Origin of the sequence: Paracoccus sp. TRP (assembly GCF_000185925.1) — a bacterium.
Taxonomy (GTDB): domain Bacteria; phylum Pseudomonadota; class Alphaproteobacteria; order Rhodobacterales; family Rhodobacteraceae; genus Paracoccus; species Paracoccus kondratievae.
The window spans coordinates 39221-52514 of the sequence record NZ_AEPN01000013.1 but is presented as its reverse complement, the minus strand read 5'-3'; the positions used below and the strand labels follow the sequence as shown (position 1 = coordinate 52514).

General features: G+C 65.7%; 10 protein-coding genes and 1 pseudogene. 9 read left to right on the top strand and 2 right to left on the bottom strand.

Annotated features, from left to right (window positions below):
* Positions 1-2: 2 nt before the first annotated feature.
* Both PARACOCCUSGL_RS0109790 and PARACOCCUSGL_RS0109785 read left to right on the top strand, forming a co-directional pair.
* On the top strand, positions 3-2321 hold the full coding sequence (locus PARACOCCUSGL_RS0109790; RefSeq protein ID WP_010395814.1) for an aldehyde dehydrogenase family protein: 2319 nt from the start codon (positions 3-5) through the stop codon (positions 2319-2321).
* A gap of 10 nt (positions 2322-2331) precedes the next feature.
* Positions 2332-2961 carry an FMN-binding negative transcriptional regulator gene (locus PARACOCCUSGL_RS0109785; protein WP_010395811.1) on the top strand — a complete coding sequence of 210 codons (630 nt, stop codon included), beginning with the start codon at positions 2332-2334 and terminating at the stop codon, positions 2959-2961.
* A 19-nt stretch (positions 2962-2980) separates the two neighbouring features.
* Here the strand turns inward: PARACOCCUSGL_RS0109785 and PARACOCCUSGL_RS0109780 are convergent, their stop codons facing one another.
* Positions 2981-3736, bottom strand: coding sequence for a hydroxypyruvate isomerase family protein (locus PARACOCCUSGL_RS0109780; protein ID WP_010395809.1), 756 nt, complete (start codon positions 3734-3736; stop codon positions 2981-2983).
* Positions 3737-3738: 2 nt separating this feature from the next.
* Positions 3739-4284, bottom strand: a complete 546-nt coding sequence (locus PARACOCCUSGL_RS0109775; protein ID WP_010395807.1) for a DUF1285 domain-containing protein — start codon at positions 4282-4284, stop codon at positions 3739-3741.
* A 61-nt stretch (positions 4285-4345) separates the two neighbouring features.
* Here PARACOCCUSGL_RS0109775 and PARACOCCUSGL_RS0109770 point away from each other — a divergent pair, with 61 nt between their 5' ends.
* The 7 genes and pseudogenes from PARACOCCUSGL_RS0109770 to PARACOCCUSGL_RS0109740 all read left to right on the top strand — a co-directional run bounded on the left by PARACOCCUSGL_RS0109770 (position 4346) and on the right by PARACOCCUSGL_RS0109740 (position 13232).
* A complete protein-coding gene (locus PARACOCCUSGL_RS0109770) occupies positions 4346-5347 on the top strand; it encodes a MoxR family ATPase (RefSeq protein ID WP_010395805.1) in 1002 nt (333 codons plus the stop codon).
* Positions 5344-6213 carry a DUF58 domain-containing protein gene (locus PARACOCCUSGL_RS0109765; RefSeq protein ID WP_010395803.1) on the top strand — a complete coding sequence of 290 codons (870 nt, stop codon included), beginning with the start codon at positions 5344-5346 and terminating at the stop codon, positions 6211-6213. The genes PARACOCCUSGL_RS0109770 and PARACOCCUSGL_RS0109765 overlap by 4 nt, the downstream gene beginning before the upstream one ends.
* Positions 6213-8977: pseudogene (locus PARACOCCUSGL_RS20480) on the top strand (DUF4159 domain-containing protein). Before PARACOCCUSGL_RS0109765 ends, PARACOCCUSGL_RS20480 begins: the two are co-directional and overlap by 1 nt.
* On the top strand, positions 8974-11079 hold the full coding sequence (locus PARACOCCUSGL_RS0109755) for a membrane protein (RefSeq protein ID WP_010395801.1): 2106 nt from the start codon (positions 8974-8976) through the stop codon (positions 11077-11079). Before PARACOCCUSGL_RS20480 ends, PARACOCCUSGL_RS0109755 begins: the two are co-directional and overlap by 4 nt.
* A 78-nt stretch (positions 11080-11157) precedes the next feature.
* The gene (gene fabZ, locus PARACOCCUSGL_RS0109750) at positions 11158-11637 is read left to right on the top strand and encodes a 3-hydroxyacyl-ACP dehydratase FabZ (protein WP_050804181.1); all 480 of its coding nucleotides are present in this window, start codon (positions 11158-11160) and stop codon (positions 11635-11637) included.
* On the top strand, positions 11630-12415 hold the full coding sequence (gene lpxA, locus PARACOCCUSGL_RS0109745; RefSeq protein ID WP_010395798.1) for an acyl-ACP--UDP-N-acetylglucosamine O-acyltransferase: 786 nt from the start codon (positions 11630-11632) through the stop codon (positions 12413-12415). Before fabZ ends, lpxA begins: the two co-directional genes overlap by 8 nt.
* 10 nt (positions 12416-12425) lie before the next feature.
* Entirely contained in the window at positions 12426-13232 is an 807-nt protein-coding gene (locus tag PARACOCCUSGL_RS0109740; protein WP_010395795.1) for an LpxI family protein, read from the top strand.
* Positions 13233-13294: the final 62 nt, after the last annotated feature.

The window sequence follows — 13294 nt, the reverse complement described above, 5'->3', positions numbered from 1 at the left end:
AGATGCCGAAGGTAAGCGAGATCATGGAAAGCATGGAATACGGCCCCGCGCCCGAGGATGCATCCGCCGTCCGCGACTGGCTGCGCGAGCGTGGAAGTTTTGGTCATTTCATCGCCGGACGCTTCACCCGCCCGGGTGAGACCTTTGCAACCCGCGACCCCTCGACCGGAGAGGAACTGGCGCAGGTCACGCAGGGCACTGCCCGCGATATTGCCAAGGCGGTTCGCGCCGCGCGCCGGGCACAGCGGGGCTGGGCGGCGATGCCGGGGCATGACAGGGCGCGTTTTCTTTATGCCATCGCCCGCACCATCCAAAAGCGTGAGCGTTTCCTGTCGGTGCTGGAGACGCTGGATAACGGCAAGCCGATCCGCGAAAGCCGCGATATCGACGTGCCGCTGGTCGTGCGGCATTTCTATCATCACGCAGGGTGGGCCGAACTTCTTGAAAGTGAGTTTCCCGGCCATCTTGCCCTTGGTGTCTGCGGCCAGATCATCCCGTGGAACTTTCCCCTGCTGATGCTGGCCTGGAAAGTCGCGCCCGCGCTTGCCGCTGGCAACACTGTGGTGCTGAAACCTGCTGAATACACACCGCTGACTGCGCTGGCCTTTGCTGAAATCTGCGCCCATGTCGGCCTGCCCGCAGGGGTCGTGAATATCGTGACCGGTGATGGAGAGACCGGTGCCGCGCTGGTTCAGGCCCCGGTCGACAAGATTGCCTTTACCGGCTCGACCGAAGTGGGGCGGGGGATCGCCCGCGCCCTTGCCGGATCGGGCAAACGGCTGACGCTGGAACTGGGCGGCAAATCGCCCTTTGTCGTGATGGAGGACGCCGATCTTGATGCCGCTGTCGAGGGCGTCGTTGATTCCATCTGGTTCAATCAGGGGCAGGTCTGCTGTGCAGGTTCGCGCATTCTGGTCGCCGAATCCGTTGCCGGCCGGTTCGAAACGCTGCTCAGGGCGCGGATGGAAAAGCTGCGACTTGGTGCCCCGCTTGATAAGTCTACGGATGTCGGCGCGATCGTCGATCCGGTGCAAAAGGCCCGCATCCTGAGCATCCTTGATCGTGCGACTGCTGCCGGGGCTGAGCTTGTCGGGGGGGATGCTGCGCCCGGCTGCTTTATAGCGCCAGGCTATCTGCGCAACATTGCCCCCGCCAACCCCGGCATGATCGAAGAGATATTCGGGCCTATCGCGACGCTTTCGACATTTCGTACCCCCGATGAGGCGGTAGAGCTGGCAAATAACACCCGCTATGGGCTTGCCGCATCGGTCTGGTCGGAAAGCGCGACAGTGGCCACCGATCTGGCGGCGCGGATCAAGGCAGGTGTGGTCTGGGTTAATTGCGCCAACACCTTTGACGCTGCCGCGCCTTTTGGCGGGGTGCGCGATTCAGGCTATGGCCGCGAGGGCGGGCGCGAAGGGATGCTCGATTATCTTTCTGTCCCGGTCTCTGCGCCGCGCGAGACGGCACCGGCCGGAATCATCCCGGCCGAGGGGCAAGCCATTGACCGTACGGTCAAGCTTTACATCGGCGGCGCGCAAAAACGTCCCGACGGCGGTACGAGCTATGCCGCGCAGGACGAGCTGATCCCGCTTGGGAACCGCAAGGACATCCGCAACGCGGTCGAGGCGGCGCAATCGGCGCTGGCGAAATGGCAGGGCCTTGGAGGTCACGGCCGGGCGCAGGTGCTGTATTTCCTGGCCGAGAATCTTGCTCAGGCGCGAGCCGAGTTCGCGGGCTACGCCAGTGTGGATGAGGTTGACACCGTCATCCGCCGCTGTTTCTTCTATGCGGGCTTTGCCGACAAATATGACGGCGCTACGGTCTCGGCACGACCCGGGCATCTGTGCCATGTCCAGCCAGAACCGCATGGGGTCATGGGTCTGATTGCGCCAAATGCCGCGCCTTTGGCCGGGTTCATGTCACTGGTGCTGCCGGCCATCGCCATGGGCAATGCGGTGGTTGCCATCCCAGCGCAGGACAGGCCGATGGCGGCACTGACGCTGGCCAAGGTTCTGGCCTGTTCGGATGTACCGGGCGGGGTGGTCAACATCGTTACCGGTCCGCGTGATGCGCTGGCGACGGCGCTTGCCGCGCATGACGGCGTTTCGGCGATCTGGCACGCGGGGCAGGGCGAGGGGGTTGCCGAGGTGCAGCGCACCGCAGCCGACACCCTGATTCCGGTCTGGACCCCCGGTCCCCGCGACTGGGGCGATCTGCACGCGCAGGGCCGGGAGTTTCTGCGCGCAGCCAGCCGCACCAAGACGATCTGGCTGCCCTATGGCGCGTTGCCAGCGGGCACCGGCAGTGCGGCCTATTAAGGAAAAACGCATGTATATCCCGCCGCATTTTCAGGAAATCGACCCCGCAGAGATCGCCGCGCTGATCGAGGCGGCGCCCCTGGCCTGTATCATCGCCGGGACCTCTGAGGGGTTGATTGCCAATCACATCCCGCTGCTTGCCGGGCCCGAGGGTGTGCTGATCGGTCATGTCGCGCTGGCCAATGACATGCATCGGCTGATCACCGAAGGGCAGGAGGTGCTGGCGATCTTTCGTGGCGAGGACGCCTATATCTCGCCGAACTTCTACCCTTCGAAGCCCGAGCATCACCGGCATGTCCCGACCTGGAACTATCGCGTGGCGCATGTCTATGGCCGCGTCAGTTTTCAGCATGATGAGCGGGCCAGGCGTGCGGCAGTCGGTCTGCTGACCCGCTATCATGAAAGGCGGCTGAACGGGGAGAATGCCTGGCGCATGGCCGATGCGCCTGCCGATTACATGCAGCAGATGCTTGGCGGTATTGTTGCACTGCGCATCTCGGTCACCCGGACGCTGGCGAAATCCAAACTGAGCCAGAACCGCGAGGCCCGGGACTATCTGGGCGCGGTTGCCGGGCTGCGCGACAGCGGGCATGACGCGCTGGCCGATCAGATGGTCAGACGCCTGCCCGGCGAAAGCTAAGGGGCAGGCGCCCGTCTTTTCAGGCCGAGCGCAGCCAGTTCAGCCCCGCCTCGGTCGAGGTGCGGGGCGTGTATTCCGCGCCGATCCAGCCGCGATAGCCCGAGGACCTGATGGTGTGCAGAAGCTCGGGAAAGTCGATGTCGCCCCGGCTTGGCTCGTGTCGGCTGGGCCAGTCTGCGATCTGGACATGACGCACATGGTCGGCCATGCGCTGCCAGATGGCAAAAGCGTCACCATGGATCATCTGGGCCTGATACACGTCGAACTGCAGTCCCAGATTGGGCGCAGAGACCTCTTCGAGGATCTCGGCGGCCAGATCGAAACTGTCCAGGAAATATCCCGGCATGTCTGTGCTGTTCATCGGCTCGATGGTCAGGCTGATGCGTGGGTCGTGCGCCGAGGCCCATTTGAGGTTCTGCACAAAGGTGCGGCGCGCCTCTTCTCCGCTGGCTTTGCCGCACATGACATGCAGATGGTGCACGCCCAGGACACGGGCAAAGCGCAGCGCGCGGTCGAAATCGCTGCGAAAACGCGCCATGTTGCCCGGCTCTGCTGCAAAGCCGCGCGGTCCCCCGGCCCAGTTGGGCGGCGGGGAGTTCATCAGGACGAACTCCACCCCTGCGGCCCGTGCGGCCTGCGTCAGGGAATTCGCGGCGATGTCATAGGGATACAGGATCTCGACCCCGCTGAACCCAGCCTGCTTTGCAGCAGTAAAGCGTTGCAGCATGGGCAGTTCAGTAAACAGATATGTCAGGTTGGCGGCGAATCGCGCCATGGTCAGGGCTCCAGAGGAAAAGCCGTCCCTCCCGAGTGCACTTCCATACGCCCGTTTTCTCCGGGCATAGCCGCATCGGCTAGTCGGTAGAATGTCTTGCGGTCGATCAGTGCCCAAAGACCGCGGCGAATATGAACGTAGGGCCGGGGCTCATCTGGCGTCCCGCGCATCTCGATCGCATGCTCGGGGCCAGCGACCACCCGGTCGCCAACGTTCGTGGTAAAGGTAATCTCCTGGTCGATTTCGGCATCAACGGCGATGAAGGGCGCGTCGGCCACGCGGATGCCGACCTTTTCGACCGGAGTTACCAGAAAGTAATCGTCACCCTCACGCTTGAGGATCGAAGCGAACAACCGGACCATCTCGGGCCGCCCGATGGGCGTTCCGTTATAGAACCAGCTGCCGTCAGCCCGGATCTCCATATCAAGGTTGCCACAGAATGGCGGATTCCACAAATGCACAGGAGGCGGGCCCTTTTTCGCGGCGCGGCTGGCTGCCGCGGCGATTCCGGCCGCATCGCTCACAGTATTGTCAGTCTTTTCCTCCATTCCCTGTGGACCCTGTCACACCTGCCTTTATGTTGTCCTAGAACAGAAACGAGGCGTTGTCATGGCCGAGAATGAGAAACTGGTTTCAGAAGTCCAGATGCTGACCAATCGGCTGTCCGAGGCGCGCGCCAGTGTCGAGCGCCGTTTTGTCGGTCAGCACGCGGTTGTCGAGCAGGTGCTGGCGGCGATCCTGTCGGGGGGTCATGCGCTGCTGGTCGGGCAGCCGGGGCTGGGCAAGACCATGCTGGTCGATACGCTTGCCACCGTCCTTGGGCTGGGCAACGCGCGGATCCAGTTCACCCCCGATCTGATGCCGGCCGATATCCTTGGCTCTGAAGTGCTGGACATCCGGCCCGACGGCTCTCGCGCCTTTCGCTTTATCGAGGGGCCGGTCTTTACCCAGCTTCTGATGGCGGACGAGATCAACCGCGCAAGCCCCCGGACCCAATCTGCGCTGCTGCAGGCGATGCAGGAAAGCGAGGTCACGATCGGGGGCGAACATCGCCCGCTGGGCCGGCCTTTTCACGTGCTGGCGACCCAGAACCCCATCGAGCAAGAGGGGACCTATCCGCTGCCCGAGGCGCAGCTTGACCGTTTCCTGTTGCAGATCGACGTGGATTACCCCGACCGCGACACCGAACGCGCGATCCTGCTGGCCACGACCGGGGTTGATCAGGGGCAGGCGCATGCGGTCTTTGATCCAGCCGGGCTTGTCGCGGCGCAGGGGCTGATCCGGCGTATGCCGGTGGGCGAGACGGTGCTGAACGCGATCCTCGATCTGGTGCGCGCGGCCCGTCCCGGCGCACCCGAGGCGCCGGGCTGGATTGCCGATACGCTGGTCTGGGGGCCGGGGCCGCGCGCCGCGCAGGCCCTGACGCTGGTGACACGGGCGCGGGCGGCGCTGAACGGTCGCTTTGCCCCGACGCTTGATGATGTCGCTGCCATGGCTGCCCCGGTGCTGCGTCACCGTATGGCGCTTAGCTTTGCGGCCCGCGCGCGGGGCGAGACGGTCGAGGGCGTTATCACGCGACTTCTCGACGACCGGATGCGGGCGGCAGCGTGAGCCGGTCCGCCGGACAGCTTCGCGCACGGGCTGAGGCAGCCACTGCAGCCCTGCCGGCACTGATGCTGTCGGCCGAGAGATTGGCGGCTGCGCTGGTGCCCGGCGCACATGGCCAGCGCCGCGCCGGCACGGGCGAGGACTTCTGGCAATACCGCCCCGCCACCACCGGGGACACAGCGCGCAGCATCGACTGGCGGCGCTCGGCCCGGTCGGATGCGCAATTCGTCCGTGACCGCGAAGCGCAGGTTGCCCAATCGGCTGCGATCTGGATCTCGGCGGCGGCAGGGATGGATTATGCCGGTAGTGCCGAGCGTCCGACCAAACGCGACCGTGCCGAACTGCTGGCGCTGTCGCTGACCATGGCGCTGCTTTCCGGAGGAGAGCGGGTGGCGCTGGCCGGTCAGCCGCCACGTCCCGGACGTCTGCAGGCCGACCGCATCGCCGAGACACTGGTCACGCGTCCCACACTTGATCGCGACGATGACGCCCCGCCTGTCGAGGCGCTGCGCCCGGGCCAGCGGGTGATCCTGTTTGACGATTTCCTTGGCGATCCACAGCCGGTGCTGGACTATCTGGCCCGCGCCTCGGGGCTGGGGGTGCAGGGTGTCCTGATGCAGGTGCTTGACCCGAACGAAGAGGCGTTTCCGTGGCGTGGCGCGGTGTTGTTCCGCTCGGCCTCGGGGGCGATCGGGCATGATACCCGCGACGCGGCAGGACTGCGCTCTGCCTATCTGGCGCGGCTTGCCGAACGGCGCGAGACCTTGTCGCAGGCCGCGCGCACGGCGGGCTGGCATTTCGGCACACATGATACCGGGGCTGCGCCCGCGCAGGCGCTGCTCTGGCTCTGGTCTGTCCTGGAGGGCTGATGCTGCTTCTTGGTCCTCTCGGCTTTCTGACGCCCTGGATCCTGATCGGGCTTGCGGCGCTGCCGGTGCTGTGGCTGATCCTGCGTGCCATGCCGCCCACGCCGAAACTGGTGCGGTTTCCCGGCACACGGCTGCTCTTGGGTCTCAGGGATCCGCATCCTGTGGCGCGGCATACGCCGTGGTGGCTGTTGTTGTTGCGGGTGCTTGCGATTGGGGCGCTGATCCTTGGGGCAGCGGGGCCGGTCTGGAAGCCGTCGCCCGAAGGCGCGGGGCAGGGGCCGTTGCTGATCGTCATGGATGCCGGCTGGGCCGCCGCGCCCGACTGGCCGCAGCGTCAGGCCCGTGTCCTGCGCGCGCTGAGCCGCGCCGAGGCCGAAGGCCAGCCCGCGGCAATGCTGATCGCAGATGGCCGGGCCGAAGGTGCGCTACCTTTTCAACCCGCTGGTGAGCTTGCGGGACCGCTGCGCGCCCTGCGTCCTGCCGCGTGGGAGACGCGCTATCCCCCGGACCCCGAGGCGGCACTGGCGGCGGCGCCTTCGGGCCTGTCGGTTCTGTGGCTTAGCGATGGTCTTGACCATCCCGATCAGGCCAAATGGCTGGCGGCCCTTACTGCGCGGGGCAATGTCACCGTGGTTCCGCCCGAGGGTCCGCGCCGCGCGCTTGAACTGGTGCCGGGCGATCAGCCTGCCCTGCGGCTGCGTACTACCGCAAGCGGGGCGGATGCGCCGGACGTGTTGGCGATCGGCGTTGATCCCCAGGGCTCGCCGCGTGAACTGGCCCGCTTGAGCCCAGCTGACCCTGTTGCTGAGGATGGCGTGACCACGCGGCTGGTGCCGATCACGCTGCCTTCCGAGTTGCGCAACCGCATCACCCGGTTTGAGGTCGAGGGGAACGCCTCGGCCGGGGCGGTGGTGCTTGCTGACGATTCGCTGCGTCGGCGCAAGGTGGCGCTGATCGGCGATGACCGGGCAAGCGAGGGTCAGCGCCTGCTGTCGCCGCTGCATTACCTGCGCCGCGCGCTGGCCCCGACCACCGATCTTATCGAGGGCGGCCTGGGTGACGTCTTGCTGGCCACGCCTGATGTGATCGTGCTTGCCGACCAGCCTGGCCTTGGCGAAGCACCCGCGTTGCGCGACTGGGTCGAACAGGGCGGGCTGCTGATCCGCTTTGTCGGGCCGCGCATGGCCGCGTCGGAACGGTTAAGTGATGAGCCGCTTTTGCCCGTGCGCCTGCGGGCCGGGGGGCGGGATGTCGGCGGCGCGCTGGCCTGGGGCGAGCCGCGCGGGATCGAGCCATTCGCCCCGGACGGACCATTTGCCGGGCTGGAGGTTCCGGGCGACGCGACGGTGCGCGCCCAGTTGCTGGCCGAGCCTGCCCCCGATCTGGCAAGCCGTACCATTGCCCGGCTGACGGATGGAACGCCCTTGGTCACTCGTGCGTCTTTGGGTCAGGGACAGCTTGTGCTGTTTCACACCACCGCAAACGCGGAATGGTCGAATCTGGCGATTTCGGGGCTGTTCGTCGAGATGCTGGACCGGCTGGTGCGTAGCGCCCGCGTCAACCGCCCTGCAGCGCCCGAAACCGATCAGGCCGAGCAGCCCTTCTGGACGCCTGAACTGGTGCTGGACGGTTTTGGCCGTGTGACCGAGGCCGAGGCATCCGCTCCGGTCGCGGCCGCTGATTTTGCGCGGGGTCCCGCGCCGGGTGCGCCAGCCGGGCTTTATCGCGGCGGCGAACGGCTGAAGGCGTTGAATGCCGGCGGACCGATCCGCCCGGCGAACTGGCACGGCGCACGGATCGAGCGTGGCACCGAAACACCGGGCCTTGCCCTGCGTGGCTGGCTCATCGCGCTGGCGGCGGCGCTTTTTGCGCTGGATGCGCTGGGCAGCGCCTGGCTGGCGCGCGGCAGGCAAAGGGCACTGGCATGAGACCGTGGCTGCTTTTTTCGCTGCTGATCCTATGGGTGACGGCAGTTTCCGCGCAGGAAGAGCCCGATCCAAGGCTGGTCCGAGCCGCCGACGAGGTTGCGCTGGCCTATGTCATCACCGGAGATGCCGAAGTTGATGCCGCCTCTGAGGCCGGATTGCGCGGGCTGTCGCAGGTCCTGACCGCCCGCACGACTGTTGAGCCGGGTGAGCCGATCGGCATTGATCCCGACCGGGATGACCTGTCGCTGCTGACCTTTTTGTACTGGCCGGTGACGGGCACGCAGGCGCCGCCTTCGCCGCAAGCCTATGCGCGGCTGAACCATTTCCTGCGCTCGGGTGGGATGATGCTGTTTGATACCCGCGACGGCGATATTGCGGGGTTGGGCGGGCCAGACGGTACGGCGGCATTGCAGGCATTGGCCGCGCCGCTCGATATTCCGCCGCTGGCCCCTGTCCCGCAGGATCACGTCCTGACCCGCAGCTTTTACCTGCTGCGGAATTTTCCCGGCCGCTACCTTGACAGCGATGTCTGGGCAGAGGCCCCGCCCGCGGGTGCCGAGGCTGCCGAGGGTGCCCCTTTCCGCAATCTTAACGATGGCGTTTCTCCGGTCCTGATCGGCGGAAATGCCTGGGCTGAGGCCTGGGCTGTGGACGACAACGGCCTGCCCATGTTCAGCGTCGGGGCTGGTTTCGAGGGCGAACGCCAGCGCGAAATGGCCTATCGTTTCGGGGTCAACCTGATCATGTATGTGCTGACCGGGAACTATAAATCCGACCAGGTCCATGTGCCTGCACTGCTTGACCGGCTGCGCGAGGAAGAGGAGGTCGTGCAATGAACGGCCTTGCATTTGATCCTCTGCTGCCATGGCCGGTGATCGGCACTCTGGCCGTGCTTGCGCTGTTGGTGGCGCTGTGGTCGGTGTGGCAGGGTTTACGTGGCTGGCTGTGGCGCGGGGCAGCGGGGTTGGCTGTGGCTGCTGCCCTGGCCGGGCCGGCACTGGAATCGGGTATTCGCAATAAGCTTTCCGATATCGTCATCCTGCTGGACGACCGCAGCGCCAGCCAGTCCTTGCCCGGACGGGCGGCACAGACAGACGCAGCGGTGGATGAGCTGACGCGCCAGCTTACGGCACTGCCTGATACCGAGATCCGCCGCATCACCGTTGCAGATGATCCCGACGGGACGCTGACTGGCGCGGCGCTGACCCGCGCTTTGGCTGCTGAGCCGCAAGGCAGGGTTGCGGGGGTCATTGCCGTGACCGACGGGCTTGCGCATGACGCGTCGATGGTGCCTGCTACCGCTCCGGCCCCGGTTCATGTGCTGCTGACCGGGCAAGAGACCGACTGGGATCGCCGTCTGGTGATCGAAGAGGCCCCCGCCTATGGGCTGATCGGCCAACCCGTCACCATTCGCCTGCGCATCGAGGATCAGGGTGCCGTGCCGGACAGCGTTGCCCAGACCCCCGCGCGGCTGCGCATCATGCTGGACGGGGAGGAAACGCGCAGTCTCGATTTGCCACCCGGCGTGACGCTGGATCTGCCGGTTGTGCCGAAACATGCCGGGCAGAACGTGGTCTCGATCTCGTTCCAGGCACCACAGGCGGATGTGCCAGAGCTGACCGACCGCAACAATGCCGCAGCGGTGCAGATTCAGGGCGTGCGGGACCGGCTGCGCGTGCTTTTGGTGTCAGGTGCGCCGCATCCCGGTGAAAGAACATGGCGCAACCTTTTGAAATCAGATGCGAATGTGGATCTGATCCATTTTACTATCCTGCGGCCACCGGACAAGATGGACGCCATCCCGGTCGAGGAGCTGTCGCTGATCGCCTTTCCGACGCAGGAACTTTTCATGCAGCGGATCAGGGATTTCGACCTGATCATCTTTGACCGCTACCGGGTACGGGGCATCCTGCTGCCCCAATATTACGACAATATCCGCCGTTATGTCGAAGAGGGCGGGGCGATTCTGGTCTCGGCCGGGCCCGAGATGTCCTCGGTCGAAAGCCTGAACCTTTCGCCTCTGGGGGCGATCCTGCCCGCGCGTCCGACGGGGCGGATTTATGACCAGCCCTTTCTGCCGCGCCTGACCGAAGAGGGCTCGCGCCACCCCGTCACCTCGGATCTGCCCGGCGCTCCGGTCGAAGGGGCCGAGCGGAGCTGGGGGCGATGGCTGCGCATGTCCGAAGTTATTCCCGGCCCGCGCGCGCAAGTGGTGCTGAGCGGGGCCGATGATGCGCCGCTGTTGCTGCTTGGCCGCGTCGGCAAGGGGCGGGTAGCGATGCTGACTTCGGATCAGGTCTGGCTGTGGGGCCGGGGGTTCGAGGGGGGCGGGCCGCAGCTTGAACTGCTGCGCCGTATCGCCCATTGGTCGATGAAAGAGCCCGATCTTGAGGAAGAGGCGCTGCTTGCCGATATCGGTCCCGGCCTTGCGGTCACGATCACCCGCCGGACGATGGATGTCTCGGCCGGTCCGGTCCGCATTACCCATCCCGATGGCAAGAGCGAAGAGATTCCCCTGACCGAGGCAGGACCGGGCCGTTTCACCGCGCATTGGACTGCGCCGGGTCCGGGCCTTTACCGGTTGGCCGAGGGCGAGATCGAGCGGGTGCTGGCCCTTGGTCCCGCCGCACCTTTGGAATTTGAGGAAACGGTGGCTTCGGGCGCGGCTCTTGGTCCCTTGGCCGAGGCGACGCGGGGCGGGGTGCTTCGGCTTTCAGAGGGTGTGCCCGCGCTGCGTACCGTGCGCGAGGGGCGGCCTGCCCATGGTCAGGGCATCGACCGGCCATGGATCGCGATCACCCCGCGCGAGGCGGCATCGGTCAGCGGCATGACCCACCGTCCGCTATTGCCGGGCTGGGCATGGCTGGTGCTGATCGCGGGGCTTGCGATTTCCGGCTGGCTGGCCGAAGGACGCGGGCGGTTGCGCGGCTCGGCCTGAGGCCGCGCATCGCTGCCGCGAAACTTGCCAAGAACGCGCCCCGTTGCTAGGCAAATGGAAACATTTCAAGAGGACCGCATGGCTGCCGACGAGACTGCCTATATCCCTCCGACCGAAGTCGATCTTGCCATGATCAAGCGGATCCTGCCGCATCGTTACCCCTTCCTGCTGGTGGATCGGGTGCGCGATATCGTGCCGGGCGAAAGCTGTGTCGGCGTCAAGAATGTGACATCGAACGAGCCGCATTTCGAAGGGCATTTCCCGCAGGAACCCGTCATGCCTGGCGTCCTGATCATCGAGGCCATGGCGCAATCGGCGGCGGTTCTGGTCGGCACGACGCTGAACCTCGCCGACAAGGGCATGGGTACTTATTTCATGTCGATCGACAAATGCCGCTTTCGCCGCAAGGTGGTGCCGGGCGACGTGCTTGAGCTGCACATGAAGACCCTGCGCGGCGGCGGCAAGATCTGGAAATTCGAAGGCCGGGCTATGGTCGGAGGCGAGCTTGCCGCCGAGGCCGAGGTCATGGCCATGCTGAACCGTGGCGAGAATGGCTGAGACATTGATCCATCCCTCGGCCGTCGTCGATCCCGCCGCGCGGATCGGCGAGGGTTGCGAGATCGGTCCGTTCTGCGTGATCGGGCCAGAGGTCACGCTGGGGCCGCGCGTGGTCCTGAAATCGCATGTGGTCATCGCCGGCGAGACCGCGATTGGCGAGGAAACCACGGTTTTCCCCTTTGCCTCGCTGGGCGAGGTGCCGCAGGACCTCAAATTCCGGGGTGAGCGTACCCGGCTTGAGATCGGCGCCCGAAATCGTATCCGCGAATATGTGACCATGAACCCCGGCACCGAGGGTGGCGGCGGCGTTACCCGCATCGGCGATGACGGGCTGTTCATGGCGGGCAGTCATGTCGCCCATGATTGCCACATCGGCAACCGGGTAATTCTGGTCAACAACGCCTCGGTCGCCGGCCATTGCGTGCTTGAGGATGACGTCATCGTCGGGGGACTGTCCGGCGTTCACCAATGGGTGCGTATCGGGCGCGGTGCCATGATCGGTGCGGTGACCATGGTGACGGCGGATGTGATCCCCTTTGGCCTTGTACAGGGCCCCCGCGGGCATCTGGACGGGCTGAACCTCGTCGGGCTCAGGCGTCGCGGCGCGTCGCGCGACGAAATCCATGCGCTGCGCGAGATGTTGGGGCAATTGGGGCAGGGCAGTTTCCGCGACACCGCCCGCCATCTGGCCGAGGGCGAGACCACGCCCATGGTGCGCGAGGTGCTGGATTTCATCCTTGGCCCCTCGGACCGCAGTTTTCTGGCGCCGCATCCGTGAGACCTGATCCATGAGCCGCATCGCCCTGATTGCCGGCGAGGGCCGGCTTGCCCCCGCCATCGCCGCCGCGCTGGACCAGCCCTTGGTCTATGCGCTGGACAATCTGAAACCCGAGGTCGAGGCCAAGCCCTTTCGCCTTGAACGTCTGGTGCCCTTTCTGGACGAACTGACCGATCAGGGCGTGACGCAGGCGGTCTTTGCCGGTGCGATCCGCCGCCCCAGGATCGAGCCCGAGCTTTTTGACCCGCGCACGCTTTCGATCGTGCCGCGCATCCTGATGGGGATGCAATCGGGCGACGATGCTGCATTACGCGCTGTGCTTGACGTGTTCGAAGAGGCGGGCATCGCCATCCGCTCGGTCGATCAGATCCTGCCCGAACTGGTACCGGGGGAAGGGGTGCTGGCCGGTGAGCCCAGCCCCCGTGATCAAAAGGACGCTGCACGCGCGGCCGCAATCGTCCGGGGTCTTGGCTCGCTTGATATCGGGCAGGGTGCGGTGGTTGCTCAGGGGCTGTGCCTTGCTGTCGAATCGCTGCCAGGCACACAGGCAATGCTGGAGTTTGCGCGTCTGCATGCCGGGCTGAAACCCGATCCGAACGGGCCGGGTGGCGTTCTTTACAAGGCGCCCAAGCCCGGACAGGACCGTCGTATCGACCTGCCGACCGTCGGCCCCGACACCGTCAATCAGGCTGCCGAGGCCGGTCTTGCCGGCATCGTGTGGGAGGCGGGCAGCGTCATCCTGCTGGAACGGGATGAGACTGTGCGCCGGGCCGAGGCTGCGGGTCTGTTTCTGTGGGCGCGCGGCGCTGACGGGTAGCGGGGACAGGAACCTGATGCCTGCCTTTGCGTTGCCCCAGAACCCAAAAGATCGCGCCGCAA

Excerpts from the sequence above, each read along its gene's own strand:
- PARACOCCUSGL_RS0109790 (WP_010395814.1), top strand. The coding sequence starts at position 3 with ATGCCGAAGGTAAGCGAGATCATGGAAAGCATGGAATACGGCCCCGCG.
- PARACOCCUSGL_RS0109785 (WP_010395811.1), top strand. The coding sequence starts at position 2,332 with ATGTATATCCCGCCGCATTTTCAGGAAATCGACCCCGCAGAGATCGCC.
- PARACOCCUSGL_RS0109780 (WP_010395809.1), bottom strand. The coding sequence starts at position 3,736 with ATGGCGCGATTCGCCGCCAACCTGACATATCTGTTTACTGAACTGCCC.
- PARACOCCUSGL_RS0109775 (WP_010395807.1), bottom strand. The coding sequence starts at position 4,284 with ATGGAGGAAAAGACTGACAATACTGTGAGCGATGCGGCCGGAATCGCC.
- PARACOCCUSGL_RS0109770 (WP_010395805.1), top strand. The coding sequence starts at position 4,346 with ATGGCCGAGAATGAGAAACTGGTTTCAGAAGTCCAGATGCTGACCAAT.
- PARACOCCUSGL_RS0109755 (WP_010395801.1), top strand. The coding sequence starts at position 8,974 with ATGAACGGCCTTGCATTTGATCCTCTGCTGCCATGGCCGGTGATCGGC.
- fabZ (WP_050804181.1), top strand. The coding sequence starts at position 11,158 with ATGGCTGCCGACGAGACTGCCTATATCCCTCCGACCGAAGTCGATCTT.
- lpxA (WP_010395798.1), top strand. The coding sequence starts at position 11,630 with ATGGCTGAGACATTGATCCATCCCTCGGCCGTCGTCGATCCCGCCGCG.
- PARACOCCUSGL_RS0109740 (WP_010395795.1), top strand. The coding sequence starts at position 12,426 with ATGAGCCGCATCGCCCTGATTGCCGGCGAGGGCCGGCTTGCCCCCGCC.